The organism is Sphingobacterium sp. UBA6317 (genome assembly GCF_002440385.1).
GTDB lineage: Bacteria > Bacteroidota > Bacteroidia > Sphingobacteriales > Sphingobacteriaceae > Sphingobacterium > Sphingobacterium multivorum.
The window spans coordinates 79749-94252 of the sequence record NZ_DJTD01000013.1 but is presented as its reverse complement, the minus strand read 5'-3'; the positions used below and the strand labels follow the sequence as shown (position 1 = coordinate 94252).

Annotated in this window: 10 protein-coding genes, 1 tRNA gene and 1 pseudogene; 4 read left to right on the top strand and 8 right to left on the bottom strand. The window is 41.1% G+C overall.

Going from position 1 to position 14504, the window contains the following annotated elements:
• A partial coding sequence (locus tag B3E92_RS03615; protein ID WP_414713058.1) for a hypothetical protein occupies nt 1–278 on the top strand: 278 nt, incomplete at its 5' end.
• Nucleotides 279–498: 220 nt separating this feature from the next.
• On the opposite strand, the gene B3E92_RS03610 is transcribed toward B3E92_RS03615, so the two are convergent.
• The 5 genes and pseudogenes from B3E92_RS03610 to B3E92_RS03590 all read right to left on the bottom strand — a co-directional run.
• The gene (locus B3E92_RS03610) at nt 499–1092 is read right to left on the bottom strand and encodes a nucleosidase (RefSeq protein WP_286895407.1); all 594 of its coding nucleotides are present in this window, start codon (nt 1090–1092) and stop codon (nt 499–501) included.
• 1 nt (nt 1093) lies between these two features.
• Nucleotides 1094–1687 carry a LutC/YkgG family protein gene (locus tag B3E92_RS03605; RefSeq protein WP_225540447.1) on the bottom strand — a complete coding sequence of 198 codons (594 nt, stop codon included), beginning with the start codon at nt 1685–1687 and terminating at the stop codon, nt 1094–1096.
• Nucleotides 1680–3065 (bottom strand): lactate utilization protein B, encoded by a 1386-nt coding sequence (locus B3E92_RS03600; RefSeq protein WP_286709750.1) that lies wholly within the window; start codon nt 3063–3065, stop codon nt 1680–1682. The genes B3E92_RS03605 and B3E92_RS03600 overlap by 8 nt, the downstream gene beginning before the upstream one ends.
• A gap of 12 nt (nt 3066–3077) precedes the next feature.
• Entirely contained in the window at nt 3078–3827 is a 750-nt protein-coding gene (locus B3E92_RS03595; protein ID WP_031503813.1) for a (Fe-S)-binding protein, read from the bottom strand.
• Between the two features lie 178 nt (nt 3828–4005).
• Nucleotides 4006–4517 (bottom strand): annotated as a pseudogene (locus tag B3E92_RS03590) (SDR family oxidoreductase); the annotation flags it as partial.
• Between the two features lie 58 nt (nt 4518–4575).
• Between B3E92_RS03590 and B3E92_RS03580 the strand changes: the two are divergent.
• Nucleotides 4576–5091, top strand: a complete 516-nt coding sequence (locus B3E92_RS03580) for a hypothetical protein (protein ID WP_286709752.1) — start codon at nt 4576–4578, stop codon at nt 5089–5091.
• A gap of 88 nt (nt 5092–5179) precedes the next feature.
• Nucleotides 5180–6721 carry a Fic family protein gene (locus B3E92_RS03575; RefSeq protein WP_286882698.1) on the top strand — a complete coding sequence of 514 codons (1542 nt, stop codon included), beginning with the start codon at nt 5180–5182 and terminating at the stop codon, nt 6719–6721.
• 710 nt (nt 6722–7431) lie between these two features.
• Here B3E92_RS03575 and B3E92_RS03570 read toward each other — a convergent pair.
• Together B3E92_RS03570 and B3E92_RS03565 are read right to left on the bottom strand one after the other, a co-directional pair.
• Nucleotides 7432–8694: a site-specific integrase gene (locus B3E92_RS03570; protein WP_286709753.1), complete on the bottom strand. Its 1263-nt coding sequence runs from the start codon at nt 8692–8694 to the stop codon at nt 7432–7434.
• Nucleotides 8695–9002: 308 nt separating this feature from the next.
• Nucleotides 9003–9074, bottom strand: a tRNA-Glu gene (locus tag B3E92_RS03565).
• A gap of 140 nt (nt 9075–9214) precedes the next feature.
• Here B3E92_RS03565 and B3E92_RS03560 point away from each other — a divergent pair.
• A complete protein-coding gene (locus B3E92_RS03560) occupies nt 9215–11731 on the top strand; it encodes a family 20 glycosylhydrolase (protein ID WP_159332611.1) in 2517 nt (838 codons plus the stop codon).
• Between the two features lie 187 nt (nt 11732–11918).
• Here the strand turns inward: B3E92_RS03560 and B3E92_RS03555 are convergent, their stop codons facing one another.
• Nucleotides 11919–14408: a TonB-dependent receptor gene (locus B3E92_RS03555; RefSeq protein WP_083295814.1), complete on the bottom strand. Its 2490-nt coding sequence runs from the start codon at nt 14406–14408 to the stop codon at nt 11919–11921.
• Nucleotides 14409–14504: the final 96 nt, after the last annotated feature.

Genomic DNA, 14504 nt, shown 5'->3' with positions numbered 1-14504 from the left:
AATTTGGGAATAAGGTAGGTTTTATAACCACCGCCAACAAAGGCAAGAAAATCATTCTCGGGATTAAAGCATTTTTGCAAACTCCTTACGATGGTCACACCATAGAACCACTTTTGGAACAGATGGAAACCGGTGGTCAAAAGCTCCCAAAAGAACTCCTTTACGATAGAGGTGGCAGAGGAAAATCAGAAATAAAAGGCGTGAAAATCTCCATCCCAAGCACTCCAAGAAAAAAAAGACACTGCTTATCAAAAGCAGACAAAGCGCAAAAAATTTAGAACCAGAGCGGCAATAGAACCTATCATCGGACATTTAAAAACCGATTTTAGGCTGGCAAAAAATTACTTCCTGGGAGAAACGGGACCACAAATCAATGCATTACTAGTTGAAACCGCTTGGAACATGAAGAAAATGATGGAACTACTGAAACAGAAAATTATTTTCTTATTTTATAAGGTACAAATTATGCTGTTTTCTAATCCTGTTTTTAAATATAAATTAAATAGTGGGTTTTGTTAAGGAACGACTATCTAGTTCTCTTTTTAATGCGATTGAAGCTTTTTTGACTTCTTGTGTCCAATCATCAGCAGCATTTCCGTCTGCTCCATCAGAAATATATTTCAAACATAGAAAATCGATTTTTTCCTGCTCAGCGACTTTCGCCAACGCAAAAGCTTCCATATCGATGACATTATATTCAGGATTGATATGCTCCATTTCGAATTGGTCGCCGGAACCGCAGATCCCGTTCGGGAGATGGCTTGTTTTAATTCCATATTCCAAAAGAATTGGTTCATCAGAAAATGGCGTCTCAAATTTCTTAAAACCCAATGCTCTTACATCCATATCCCGCTGGATAAAACGGTCGCAGTTAACAATAGTTCCTCTGTCAAAAACTGTACTTCCTGCTGTTCCCAAATTGATTATGAGATCTGGCTTAGATTTTTGAATGGCTTTTACAAGATGATAAGTCGCTTTAATTTTTCCTACACCAACAAACAATTTATTAAAACTCTCAAATTCTTTTCCGGCTTCTGATTCCAGAGCAAAAACCAAAAGGATGTTGCTGTAAAGCTTTCCGTTGATTGTCATTTTAGAGCACAGGTTTTTTCAGAAAGAACAAAGTCAATGTCCGTGCGCCCTGTGCACCGTGTACCAAAACGGCGCTGATGTCCGCTGTTGCAGATGGCCCCATCACAAAACAGCCATAATGTGAGTGTGGAAAATCTACTCTTTTGTAGGCGGTATGCATATTCTCGGTCAAATCTTCAGGATCCAGCAAAACAGCGAGGTGTTGAGATAAATAACCTAATGAATTGGTAACCAGAGATTTTTCGGTGACCCAGACCATTCCCATCTCCGCCACACCAAACTCTGCACGGAAAATACCCAAATCCACATCATTAAGATCCGCGGGCTTTTGCACGTGTATATCTTTATTCCCTCTCCATTCAGGCGTTGCAGAGCAAGTGACCTTAGCATCAGGAAGCTTTTTTCGCATAATTTCCTGCGCTTCTTCTACCGATGCGACATCATAAAAATCGACGGCAGCAATTTTGGCGTTAATTTCAAAAACAGCTTTAAGATCTGTCCCTGGCTTTTTATAATCCGGGATGGCGGGATAATCCACTTTTTCGCGGTTAGCAAGATTGGTTCTTACCGAACTCAGTAATTCTTCTTTAGTCATTGTTTTTTCGGTTTTTTTTGTACCAGTCTCTGAAGGTTTCTTTTTTCACGTCAGGCAATTCACGGTCTTCTACCCAAGGATCCAACGTGCTGTTTTCCAATAGAGATTTTGGGAGAATATTCAGCATATTGTAAGTGGTCTTTTCCATCATTTTAAAAGCAGTTGCACTGCCCAGCATTCGGTCAGCAGCAGCAAATGCCAGCCTTCTGCCAAAAGGTGTTTTCTTTTTCTCCATCACCACTTTTCGCCACTCGATAATCTGGTCCGAAATATTAATATGAACGGGGCAGATCTCTGTACAGGAGCCGCAAAGCGATGAATGGAAAGGTAATTCTGAATAGGTGTCTTCATCAAAAGTAGGATCCAGAATAATCCCAATCGGGCCGGAATAAGTAGCACCATAAGACAATCCGCCACTCCTTCTGTACACAGGGCAGGTATTCATACAGGCACCACAACGGATACATTTGAGAGAATGCCAGAATTTGTCCATAGACAATCGTTTGCTCCTACCATTATCTGTGAGTACAATGTGCATCTCAGATCCTTCTCTTGGGCCTGAAAAATGAGAAGTATACTGCGTTGCCGGCGTCCCTAAAGCACTGCGGGAAAGTAGTCTGATAAAAACACCCAGATCTTCTACCTTCGGCAGGATCTTTTCTATACCAATACTGGCAATATGAAGCGGTGGAATGCTTGCAGTAAGATCGGCATTACCTTCATTAGTACAGACTACAAAAGTACCGGTTTCGGCAACGGCAAAATTGGCGCCTGTCATCCCGGCATCTGCCACCAAAAATTTGGGCCGGGCATTGTTCCTCATTGCTTCTGCGAGAGAATGCGGATCATCATCGTTGGGATCCGTACCAATTTTATCTGCAAATAGTTTGGCAATATCTTCTGTCGTTTTTTGGATGGCAGGCATTACAATATGACTTGGGCGCTCGTCTGATAGTTGCTGGATTCGCTCACCCAGATCGGTCTCCAGGACATCAATTCCTCTTTCTTCAAGAAAAGGTGTCATCCCGCATTCTTCCTGCAACATCGATTTGCTTTTGATGATGCGCTTTGCGCCGTGAGAATTCAAAATATCAAAAACAATAGCATTATGTTCATCGGCATCTTTTGCAAAATGAACTGTGATACCGTTTTCCTCTGCTTTTGTTGCAAACTGTTCAATGTAGTGATCCAAATGCGTCAGCGCATGTTCCTTGATTTGCGAAGCCAGATTCCTAAGCTCTTCCCATTCCGGAATCTCAGAGGATACTTTACTACGTTTAATGATAGTATTATAAAGATTTTTATCGTGTTGCGCCTCGTGAATATCATCCTGTTTGATGAATTTTCTCGCATTATCTTCTACGTTTACTTTTCCCATTGTTTGTGATTTTTAGAATGGTCCGTTATTCAAAACCTGAGCAATATGTACAAATTTGAGGTCTGACTTTTCTCTTTTGGCAATGCCTTCCTGATGCATCAGGCAAGACATATCCGGCGAAACTACATACTCGACCTGATGTCTTGTATAATCAGCAACTTTGTCCTGCCCCATCTTGGCACTCACCGCTTCATCGGTTACACAAAACGTCCCACCAAAGCCACAGCATTCTTGTGGCCTGTCAATCGTTTCTACTTTAACTCCTGACACCTTCTTTAACAGATCTTCGGTTTTATTAAAGTAAGGTTCCTGCCACTCAAAACGGGATGCAATGTGTAAGCCGCGGATAGAACTGCAGGAATTATGGATAGCCACCGTATGCTGGAAATCTGCCCAAGGGAATTCTTCTATCTTGAGAACATCGTGTAAAAACTCTACTAATTCTATGGTTTTGTGACGGATTTCTGTAACAGTTTCGGTTTGAGGAATTGCATCCATATGGAGCTTGACGTGCTTGACACAACTCCCTGCCGGCCCAACGATATAATCAAAATTCAAATCCTTAAAATTTTCACAAAACTGAGTTTCTGTCCTTATAGAATGTTTCTGATCGCCCTCATTGGCCATAGGCTGTCCACAACAAGTCTGCTGCAAAGGTACTGTGACCTCTACGCCCAATCGCTCCAAAAGCTCAAGTGTGGCAATACCGACTTTGGGGTAAATCAGATCTATATAACAGGGGATAAATAGTGCTACTTTCATTACAAAATTTTATAGAAACTCTAAATTAGCACTTTTTCTTCTTTTCCTGATTAGGCTTAGGATGAAAAAAGCCTATACGAGAGGTTATTTATATTGAGTAAAAATAATTTACCTGGCATTAAGACAATAAAAAAGACCTTTGAAATCAAAAGTCTTTTTTATTGAATATTAAATTCTATTATGTCAGCATTCCGCCGTCAACATTCAGAACCTGGCCGGTGATGTAGGAAGACATATTACTTGCTAAGAAAACGCAGGCATTAGCCACGTCTTCCGGCTGTCCACCCCGTTTCAACGAGATACCATCTCTCCATCCCTGTACGGTTTTCTCATCAAGGGCGGCCGTCATTTCGGTTTCTATAAAACCTGGCGCCACGGCATTGCAACGGATATTTCTGGATCCTAATTCTAATGCAATCGACTTAGAAAAACCAATAACACCAGCTTTAGAAGCCGCATAATTGGCCTGCCCGGCATTCCCTTTAACGCCTACTACAGAAGTCATATTGATAATTGAGCCCGATTTGGCCTTCATCATTGGCTTGATAACCGCTTTGGTCAGGTTAAAAACAGAATCCGAATTAACTTTGATAATCGTATCCCAATCGTCTTTGGACATTCTTAACATCAGATTATCTCTGGAATCCCGGCATTGTTTACCAGAATATCAATCGTCCCAAACTCTGCCAATACATCTTCTACCAGCTTTTGGGCAGCATCATAATCCGACGCACCGAACTCGTCTTATATGGCTATCTGGAGTACATCCCCTCCTGGCACCCTACCAGGGCCAGCAGATTTAGGTTTATCGCTAACAATAATTCTGACAGCAATGGCTAGATCTAATGAAAACACAAGACGCGTCCGCTTCTCTATGGAAGTGAATCGCAGACTTGAACATCTTTCCCCTAAACTCGGCAGGACAAAACTTCTATTCCTGATAAAGATGTTTAATTATTTCAATAGATTCAAAAAGGATACTGCCGATCTGAATGACGGGGTGCTGAAAAATGAACTTTACAGTGGCGTATACTTTCCTTTCTCCAAAAGCAGGAATCCGGTCTCCCTGAGTTCCTATGTACCCCTTGATAGGAGAGCTAACCGCTCCATAATTAAAATAATTTGTAAAAACAGACGGGTTTATCCGGAAAAATTTGTAGACCAAAGCTTTTTTGAAGAGTTTAGTAGGAAATTTTTGAAAAAAGTAATTATAGCTTTCCAATACAAATCTGAAAAATCTGTATTTTTACTTAAATTAGTTTGAAAAATTCGCATAAATTCACTTTGTTAGTTTGAAAAATTTGTGCTGACATGTTGATTACTATAATTAATCTCAAAAGTTTGTAAAGATCATGGACAAGGATATCCCATTACACCTACAGGAGATACTGTTTTCTTCCAGCGATTCCAACATAAGCAGAGCCATTGGCAAGCTTGTCAAAGAAGGAAAACTGAAGAAGATTGCACCGAAGATATATACCCCAAATTTGGAGGAAGCTCCGGAGGCTATCGTGCTTCGGAATAGGTTCAAGATCATCGGGCATCTATATCCAGGTGTTTTGCTCAGTCACCGCTCCGCCCTTGAATTTAAACCTACTGATACTGGTGATATCTTTCTAACTTATTCCTATGATAGAAAGGTCAAACTCCCGGGCCTTACGTTGAACTTAATGCAGGGACAAGGGCCACTCCCAGGAGATTTACTTTTTTCCGATGGACTCTATGTCTCAGGACAGGACCGTGCATTATTGGAGAATCTTCAGGAATCCCGGAAAGTTGGAGGGGAGTCCAAAACATGGACAATTCCTCAGATAGAAGAAAAATTGGATCAGATCGTACGGGTTAAAGGCGAACAGGGACTAAATGAATTGCGGGACCGTGCAAGTGAAATCAGTACCAGGCTGGGTATGGATAGGGAGTTCGATAAGCTGAACCGGATGGTCGGCGCAATGCTGTCGACTAAGCCCTCGGGTATCCTGAAATCCCCGGTGGCCATTGCCCGGGCATTTGGGCATCCGTATGATCCGGCACGGTTGGACCTCTTCGAAAAGCTCTTTGTGGAATTGCAGCAGCGTGAGTTTGCGGATATATATGACGCAAACCAAACAACCAGGGCCTTCCGCAATTTTGCCTTCTACGAAGCCTACTTCTCTAACTTTATCGAGGGTACCCGTTTTGAGGTAGAAGAGGCTCTGAAGATCATTGATAGCGGAAAACCCTTGCCCGCAAGGGGAGAAGATTCTCACGATATACTGGGAACTTACCAAATGGTCAGTAATCGTGAGGAAATGCAGGTTGTCCCCAAGAATTCTGATGAGCTCATTCATATCCTTCGCTATCGGCATAAGACCATGCTAACTGCCAGACATGACAAAAATCCGGGCGAGTTCAAGGACCGCAACAACCGGGCTGGTGATACTGAATTTGTCGACCATGAGCTTGTTGGAGGTACATTGGTACAGGGGTTTGATTTCTACAGAGCATTAAGGCACCCTTTTGCCAAAGCAGCATTCATGATGTTTATGATCAGCGAGGTACATCCCTTTTTGGATGGAAATGGGAGATTGGCGAGAGTGATGATGAATGCTGAGCTGACCAGCCAGGGACAGACCAAGATCATTATACCAACCGTTTTCCGGGACGATTACCTTGGCGCACTCAGACAATTGACACGCAGGCAGGAACCTGATACCTTTATCCGAATGTTGCAAAGAGCACAGTTGTTCAGCGAAACGATTAAGGGAGAAGATCTCTCCGCTATGCACCATGTGCTTGAAGCGAGTAACGCTTTCAAAGAAGACGACGGGTATATTCTTCGAATTGCTACCCCAGACCGAAAGCCATGGGAACAGGATGACGATGGACAGGACAGGGGTAGTAGTCTCAGACGTTAATTTCTCAAATAAGTCTTGAGAAAATTAGTTGAATAGGTGATACAAAATACCACATTTTAGCATTTTGCAAATCCTATTTTGCGCTATCCCCAGATTTGGAAAGAAAGACCGAGTTGCGAAGGTTGTTCTCCCTTTACCCTGCAATGCCCCAATTGAGGCATTGCAGAGTAAAGGCAAGATGGTTTTCGGGGTCCCCGAAAACACAACTTGCGTGTATTAAAACACTTCATTTTTTTGTACTCAGAACGAATCTCAGTTCCAAACAGCGTGATTCGATAGCAGGAGGGCAAGCCTAATAGCATAAAAGCAATATTGCCCAATAGCTTATCTTCCTAGTACCCTATTCGAAAGTTTGTTTATTATGTTCCTTGTTAAGATTCTTTAACTGTTGCTGGCATATCAGATGGGTCTAGAACATCGCTCAGCTGAACAGCATGGATAGCTTCCGTATAGTAATCCACTCGGATAGGGCCCGTCAATTTTCTGGCTGGTAGTGATAATACCTCCTGTAGGATTGATCAGGCTTATCCGGTACTAGGTACAGGCATGTCGGTTCATTGAGCAATTGGCGATAAATAAACTATTATATCTAAATTTCTAAATTCTTACTACAAATATGTAATATGAAAGCGATGTATGAAAACATCGCTTTCTTCCTGAATTAAGCAATATTTCTTCGACTATGATTTGCCTTTATTAGAGTAAGCACCTTAGGTGGCCCATAGCGCTGCGATTTTAGCATGACCTGTTGGCGCAGTTTTATTCTCGATCGTTCTTTCCAGTTTTTCCATGTCTATTGCGACCCTATTGTCCAATAACTTCGCATAATGCTGCGTAGTATTAATGTCCGTATGTCCAAGCATCTTGGAAACAGTTTCGATAGGTACACTATTTGCCAATGTAACAGAAGTGGCGAACGTATGACGTGATTTGTGAAAAGTGAGTTCTTTTGTTATCTCACACACATCCGCTATTTCTTTAAGATAGCTGTTCATTTTCTGATTGCTGAGAACTGGAAGAACCATATCCTTGGCTATGCACGGCGGATAATCACGATACCTTTCAATGATTTCAAGAGCTTTGGGAAGTAGTGGAATATTTGACGACGTTTCGGTTTTTTCTCTGCTGGTGAAGATCCAGAGTTTTCCGTCCACTCCTTCAGAAATATCAATCCATTTTAGTTTCTTTACATCTGCATAGGAAAGTCCAGTGTAACAACAAAAGACAAAGATATCGCGGACATGTGCAAGTCTTGGTATTTTGAAGTTCTTTTCTTCTATCCTCCGAAGTTCCGCATCTGTCAGAAATTCCTTCTCTTTAGCTTTGACCTTGATCTTATAAAAGGCAAATGGATCGTCCGTTATCCATCTGTGCGCGATACATACCTTGATGATCTTGCGAAGGTGCTTCATGTATTTTGCTGCCGACACGGCTGAACAGCCTATCGTGGCACGAAGAAAGAATTCGTAGCCTGTGACAAAAGCATGGTCAATCTTTCTTGTGTCGATATCTGCTAGTCTAAATTCTTTCTCAAGGTATTCACAAACATGCAATAAAGAGGTTTTATATCCTTTGAGTGTATTGGGCTTGAATCCATTGCCGAGCAATGCTTCCATCTGCATATTATGCTCCCTGAAGACATCTAAGAAATTTTTACATTTAGTATCCTTTCCCTGATACTTAAGTTTGATCGATTCCGCTGTGATTTCCTCTGCGGCAGCCGTCATAGCGGTATGGATCGTACTTATTTTAGTTACGAGGGTATCAAGATAGCTGTTCAGGGTCTTGACAGCTTCTGTTGTGCCTTTCACACGGTTGGCTTTAGAATTCCATTTGGACGGATAGCATTCTCGTCCAGTGGAAACTTCTTTTGGGATACCATCTACGGTAATCCGCATGTAGATCGACTTGGGGCCGCTAATATAATTTTTTGGTTTCTTCAGATAGAAAAGCAAGGAATAATTTGTACTCATGACAACATCATTTAAGTGAAACAAACCGAGCCGCCTTTGTGGCGAGCTCTGCATCACCACTGAAAAACAGATTTCAGCGATGCAAAATTAGCCTTGCAACTAAAACAGATCAAGATGTTTGATTTTTAAACATCTTGATTATAAGAATGTTATTGTCATTTCAGTGAGTGAGTAAATGAGCGAAAATGACTCACTGAATGACTCACTTTTTTCTTTGGATTTATTATAGGTTTTGTAGATACTGAAAAACAAAAAAGCCTGCAAATGTTTAATTTGCAGGCTTTTGTACGTTTTGACTTTTAGATCTGTAGCCCGTAGGGGAATCGAACCCCTGTTTCAAGAATGAAAATCTTGCGTCCTAACCCCTAGACGAACGGGCCGTTTTCTCTTTCGGTGTGCAAATATAGAAATATTTATAAATCTGTCAAAATTTTTATCTTTTTTTTATTCATTTTTTTTGAAATAGATCATAAACCTCTCTAGAATAGCTATATTTAGAGTCATTGAAAAAGTAACCAACATGACTAATTTAAAAAAAATCAAAAAACCGCTACTCTATGCCGGACTAGGCTTGGCTTTGTTAAGCCAGGAAGCCTATGCTCAGAAATCGAGTGCAATCGCAGATCAACTGCAGCTCACCTGGAAGGTCAAAGACGGAGAGAATATCCGTAAAAATCCGGTTTCTACCCTAATTTTAAAAAACAAGGGGAAAAGTGCTGTTCAACTCAACGACTGGAGCCTTTGGTTTAATTTTATCCGATCTATCGATCCCGATAAGGTCGACAAACGTTTTGCGATAGACCACCGAAACGGGGATCTCTTTCAGGTTAGCTTTAAGAAAAATAACTTTTCATTAAATGCGCAAGATACGGTCCACATCGATTTTATCACAACCGGACTGGTCAATTATACGGATGGGCCAATTGGTCTATACCTAAAAAATAATAAAACTGGGCTTGCAACAAATATTTCGGATTATTCTGCTGTTAAAATCGCTCCCCAGTCGGACGCTGAAAAAACAGATTACTTTGCTTATAAATACGATCAAAACAAGCTTGTGGAGGGGACAGCAGCACAACATGTCATTCCTTTACCAAGTAATATCAGCATCAATAATAACGAGAAATTCAATCTATCGACAGGTACAAAACTTTTTGTCGATAAGGATTTTGCGAGCGAATCGGACTTTCTGACAAACTTTTTTTCAGCATATTCAGGTATTAAGCTAACGGCTTCATCTAGCCCTCAGGGTGGCATCGAGATTGTCAAAGCAAATAACTTAAAGCCGGAATCCTATCACTTGACGATTGGTGCAAAAGGTATACGAATAGAAGCTTCCGATAAAGCCGGTGCATTTTATGCCATACAATCTTTAAAATCGTTGATCAATCACAATCAATGGAATAAAGCCACAAAATCAATCGCTTTACCATACGGTAACATTGAAGATAGTCCACGTTATGGCTACCGTGGATTTATGCTGGATGCTGCCCGTAATTTCCATAGCAAAGCCGAGGTTTTAAGAATATTGGATCTCATGGCTTTTTACAAGTTGAACAAATTCCATTTCCACTTCATTGACGACGAAGGTTGGCGATTGGAAATTCCTTCGCTACCTGAATTAACGGCTATCGGAGCCAATCGTTCGGCTAATTTTGAGGATGGAAAAGCGATACAGTCTGCTTATGGTTCTGGAGCGACCACCAAATCGCATCAATTCTACAGTGTTGCTGACTATATTGAAATTTTAAAATATGCACAGGCAAGACATATCGATGTCATACCCGAAGTAGAAACTCCTGGTCATGCGCGTGCAGCGATTAAAGCAATGCGGGCGCGTTTTGCCCATTATTCAAAACTTGGCGATAAACAGAAGGCAGAGGAGTTCTTGCTGGACGATGCAGAGGACAAGTCCGTTTACAACTCTGCACAAAACTGGAATGACAATGTCATGAACCCTGCCCTACCTTCAACCTATCACTTCCTGAGCAAGGTGATCGATGAAATCAAAGCAATACATGATCAAGCTGGAGTTCCGTTGAAAATTATCGATCTGGGCGGCGACGAAACGCCAAGTGGTGTTTGGGAGAAATCGCCCAAGGTGTTGGCCTTTATGAAGGAGAATAATATCGCCAATGTACTCGATGTATGGCCACTGTATATTGCCAAAATTAATAGCCTTGTTCAAGAAAAAGGATTGACGATGTCGGGATGGGAAGAAATGGGTATGCGCAATAAAGGAAAAGGCATGGTTGTAAATGCCGATCTAGGAAAATCCGGCATCCATTTGAATGTATGGAACAATCTCCCTGGCCAAGGACAGGAAGACCTCGCTTATCGATTGGCAAATGCTGGTTATAAAGTTGTTTACACGAGTGCGGCAAACAACTACCTCGATATGTCTTGGGACCGTGACTTTGCAGATCCAGGACACAGCTGGGTAGGCACGGTTAATCTGAACAGAACCTATTCGTTCTCTCCTGAAAATTTCTTCATCAACCTTCGGAAGGATGATACTGGAAAAGGTCTTAAACCAGAGGCTTACACCAATAAAGAACAGCTTACAGCCGAAGGGAAGAAAAATCTCCTTGGTATTAAAGGTGCTTTATGGGCAGAAAAGGTATCCACTGACCAACGTCTTGAGGAAATGATATTCCCACGTTTGATAGCGATTGCTGATCGCGCGTGGGCGCCCGAACAAACTTGGGAAAAAGGAAATTCTTTTGACGAGGCCACTTATCGCAAATCGTATACCGCCTTTATCAAAAAATTAGGTGAGGATGAATTGAGAAAACTGGATAGGGTAAATGGGGGCTATACCTATCGACTTCCAAAAATTGGGATCAAGAAAGAGGGCAGCCAACTTCTTATCAACACCGATTATCCCGGTTTCAAAGTCTATTATAGCGATAATGGAAGTACGCCAACATTGAAATCAAAAGTGGTGAACGGTCCGATACCTTTCCAGAACGGAAAAAAATACTTATTTAAAGTATTTGATGCCAAAGGACGGTCAGGTGATGTAATCAGCTATTAATTCATCGGGATTCATCATGGTGAACGCTATTGGTGTCGATAACGCAAAAAAAAGCTGCCTAAAATAACATCAGTCGATCCAGCGTCCACTAGATGAAAGGATACTTAAGCTGATAAAAGAAAATAGCATAAAAATAGGGCTGTCCAACTTCTTTGGACAGCCCTTCTGTTTATATAGACTTATATCTTTAAAACTTATAACTCAATGCAACCGCAGCATTTCTTGGATCGATCTGATTAATAAAACCACCGCGGAAGTATGAATTCAATCCGATCTCATTGGTGATATTATTTACAAAGACTTTCGCATCAAATTTGCGCCATTTGTATCCCACCTGCGCATTTAATGTGGTATATGCTGGCATATTGAAAGGTTCTGTACCATAATATTCGCCGTGCCCATTTGGGGTTAAGCTATATTCATTGACAGGTCGGTCTCCAACATAATAAACTCCGGCACTTAAGCTCAGGTTCCGAAGAGCTCCTTGATTAAATACATATTGTATCCATGCATTTGCCGTATGTTTTGGCGCATTCATCGGTGCCGATCCATCCATATAAGATGGTGAATTTTTATAACGTGCGTCTAAATACGCATAGCCCAACATCACTGTCAAATTTTCCAATACACGACCGTTCAACTCTGCCTCAATACCATCGCGCACCAAATCCCCGGCCTTAAAGTATAATCCTGTGGCGACATTCGTGCCTGGTGTATACTCCGCATTCGTCAAGTTTGAGGTATAAATATGGAAATAGGTTAAATTGAAACGTAAACGATTATTCAGCCAATCGGATTTAATTCCCCCCTCAAATTGTTCGGTTTTAGAAGCACCTGCCGCTGTACCATCTGTTAAAGGATTTGCCGCATTTCTTAAATTCGTTGAGTTTGTATAAGATCCAAATACGTTGAAATTCTCAAATGGCGTAACAATCACTCCCGCCATTGGATTCCAAGCTGACTCCCTTTTATTACCGTTTGATGTAAAATCTTTTGTTGTAATTTCGGAATAACGTAAACCTAATACAGCCTTAATGTATTTGTTAAATTCAATAACGTCCTGCCCCATAAATCCTATAGAAGAATAATAACTCCGTACAGGAGTTCCTGCTGTATAGACAATTTGCTTTCCTTTCCGCTGGTTACCCAACGAATCGACGTATACCACTTCCGAAAGATCATTCACCCAATCACCATGGATATCAATAATATCAATTACATTGCTATTTTGATCGGCTTTTTTCAAAAGAACATTTTTCTCCAGTGGACTTAATTTTCCGGCAAAAGAAGTTGTTGTCGCATCAGCAATACGATAGTCCACCCCTGCCTGAACCAAATGTTTTACCTTACCCGTATAAAGATCTTTTCCGATCAAGTCAAACTGGAAAGTTTTATTTTTGTCATCGCGCAGGCTCTTACTCATGGAACGCGAGAAGGTATTATATTGTTTTGCATCATCTTTAATCAATGAGGAAGATGATGATTGGTTATCAACCTGATAAGATGACGTTGCGATAGAGGCTCGGATGCTCCAGCGATCAGTCAGTTCATGATTGATCTGCGCCATAAAGCTCTTCATCTCTGTATTATTATTATCGGAATTGAAGCCCAAAAACTTATTGTTCGGGATAACATATAGCGCATTCACCCCCTGTGAAGGATTTAAATTGACAGCGGAATTAACCGGCGTGCGATTATCATTAAAATAATCACCCTCCAAAGTAATTGTTGTCTTATCCGTTGGTTTCCAAGCTAACGATGGATTTAAATAAACACGGTTAGAGGATACACTTTTACGGTAGCTATCACTACGTTCATACGCGCCATCCATTCGAAAAGCAACGGTCTGTTTTTTATCCAGTACCGTTTGGAAATCAAAGGTTGGGCGGAATTGTCCCCAACTTCCTGCACGAACACCCACCTCACCGGAATTCGTGAAATTAGGGGTTTTAGTGACCACATTAATTACACCACCGGCATTACCAATATCGGTAATAACACCCTGTGTAACGGCAGCAGACCCTTTAATCATTTGAATAGACTCCACACCTTGCATATCAACAACTCCAGATGCAGTTTGAAATTGAGAGTCCATCCGCACGCCATTCTTCAATACAGGCACCCCTCTGAACCCACGGGTTGACAAAGATTCTTTAACACCCCCATAAGAACCAAACAAGGTTACACCGGGAATATTTCTTACAGCATCCGTCAACGTAAGAATACCCTGATCTTGAATTACCTTATTGGAAATGACAGAAATACTCTGAATTTGATCCGAAGGTTTTAATGGCATACGTGTAATCATCTCCAAGCCTTTTGGCTTTTTGTTGCGTTCACCAAACACTTCTACCTCATCAATGGCCTGCTCATTGCTCACTAGCGTAATGGGATCAATAATCACTTCAGGGCTTTTCGTGCTAAAAACATAATCGATAACGGTTGTTTGGTAGCCCATGTAGGTGAATTTAATCACCGTATTTTGGTCGATGCCATGCAGTCTAAAATGACCTCTATGGTCCGTACGTACTTTTTTATCTCCGATTGAAACGGTTACTGAACTTAAAGGATTATTTTGTGTATCGACGACTTTACCTTTGACGATTCCCGAAGTTTGACCATATACTGCACCTCCGATTAAAAATGTAGAAGCAAGAGCTAGTAAGTGTTTGTCCATGTTAATAATTTTGGGTAATTATTTTTAATTATTCTAAATAATAACGCAAAGGTATAAAAAATAAGCTATTTAGAATGATTAAAAACAAAAAAGTCC

Bases quoted from the DNA above. Each gene is read 5' to 3' on its own strand.
- B3E92_RS03610 (WP_286895407.1), bottom strand. From the start codon at position 1,092: ATGACAATCAACGGAAAGCTTTACAGCAACATCCTTTTGGTTTTTGCT.
- B3E92_RS03605 (WP_225540447.1), bottom strand. From the start codon at position 1,687: ATGACTAAAGAAGAATTACTGAGTTCGGTAAGAACCAATCTTGCTAAC.
- B3E92_RS03600 (WP_286709750.1), bottom strand. From the start codon at position 3,065: ATGGGAAAAGTAAACGTAGAAGATAATGCGAGAAAATTCATCAAACAG.
- B3E92_RS03595 (WP_031503813.1), bottom strand. From the start codon at position 3,827: ATGAAAGTAGCACTATTTATCCCCTGTTATATAGATCTGATTTACCCC.
- B3E92_RS03580 (WP_286709752.1), top strand. From the start codon at position 4,576: ATGGCTATCTGGAGTACATCCCCTCCTGGCACCCTACCAGGGCCAGCA.
- B3E92_RS03575 (WP_286882698.1), top strand. From the start codon at position 5,180: ATGGACAAGGATATCCCATTACACCTACAGGAGATACTGTTTTCTTCC.
- B3E92_RS03570 (WP_286709753.1), bottom strand. From the start codon at position 8,694: ATGAGTACAAATTATTCCTTGCTTTTCTATCTGAAGAAACCAAAAAAT.
- B3E92_RS03560 (WP_159332611.1), top strand. From the start codon at position 9,215: ATGACTAATTTAAAAAAAATCAAAAAACCGCTACTCTATGCCGGACTA.
- B3E92_RS03555 (WP_083295814.1), bottom strand. From the start codon at position 14,408: ATGGACAAACACTTACTAGCTCTTGCTTCTACATTTTTAATCGGAGGT.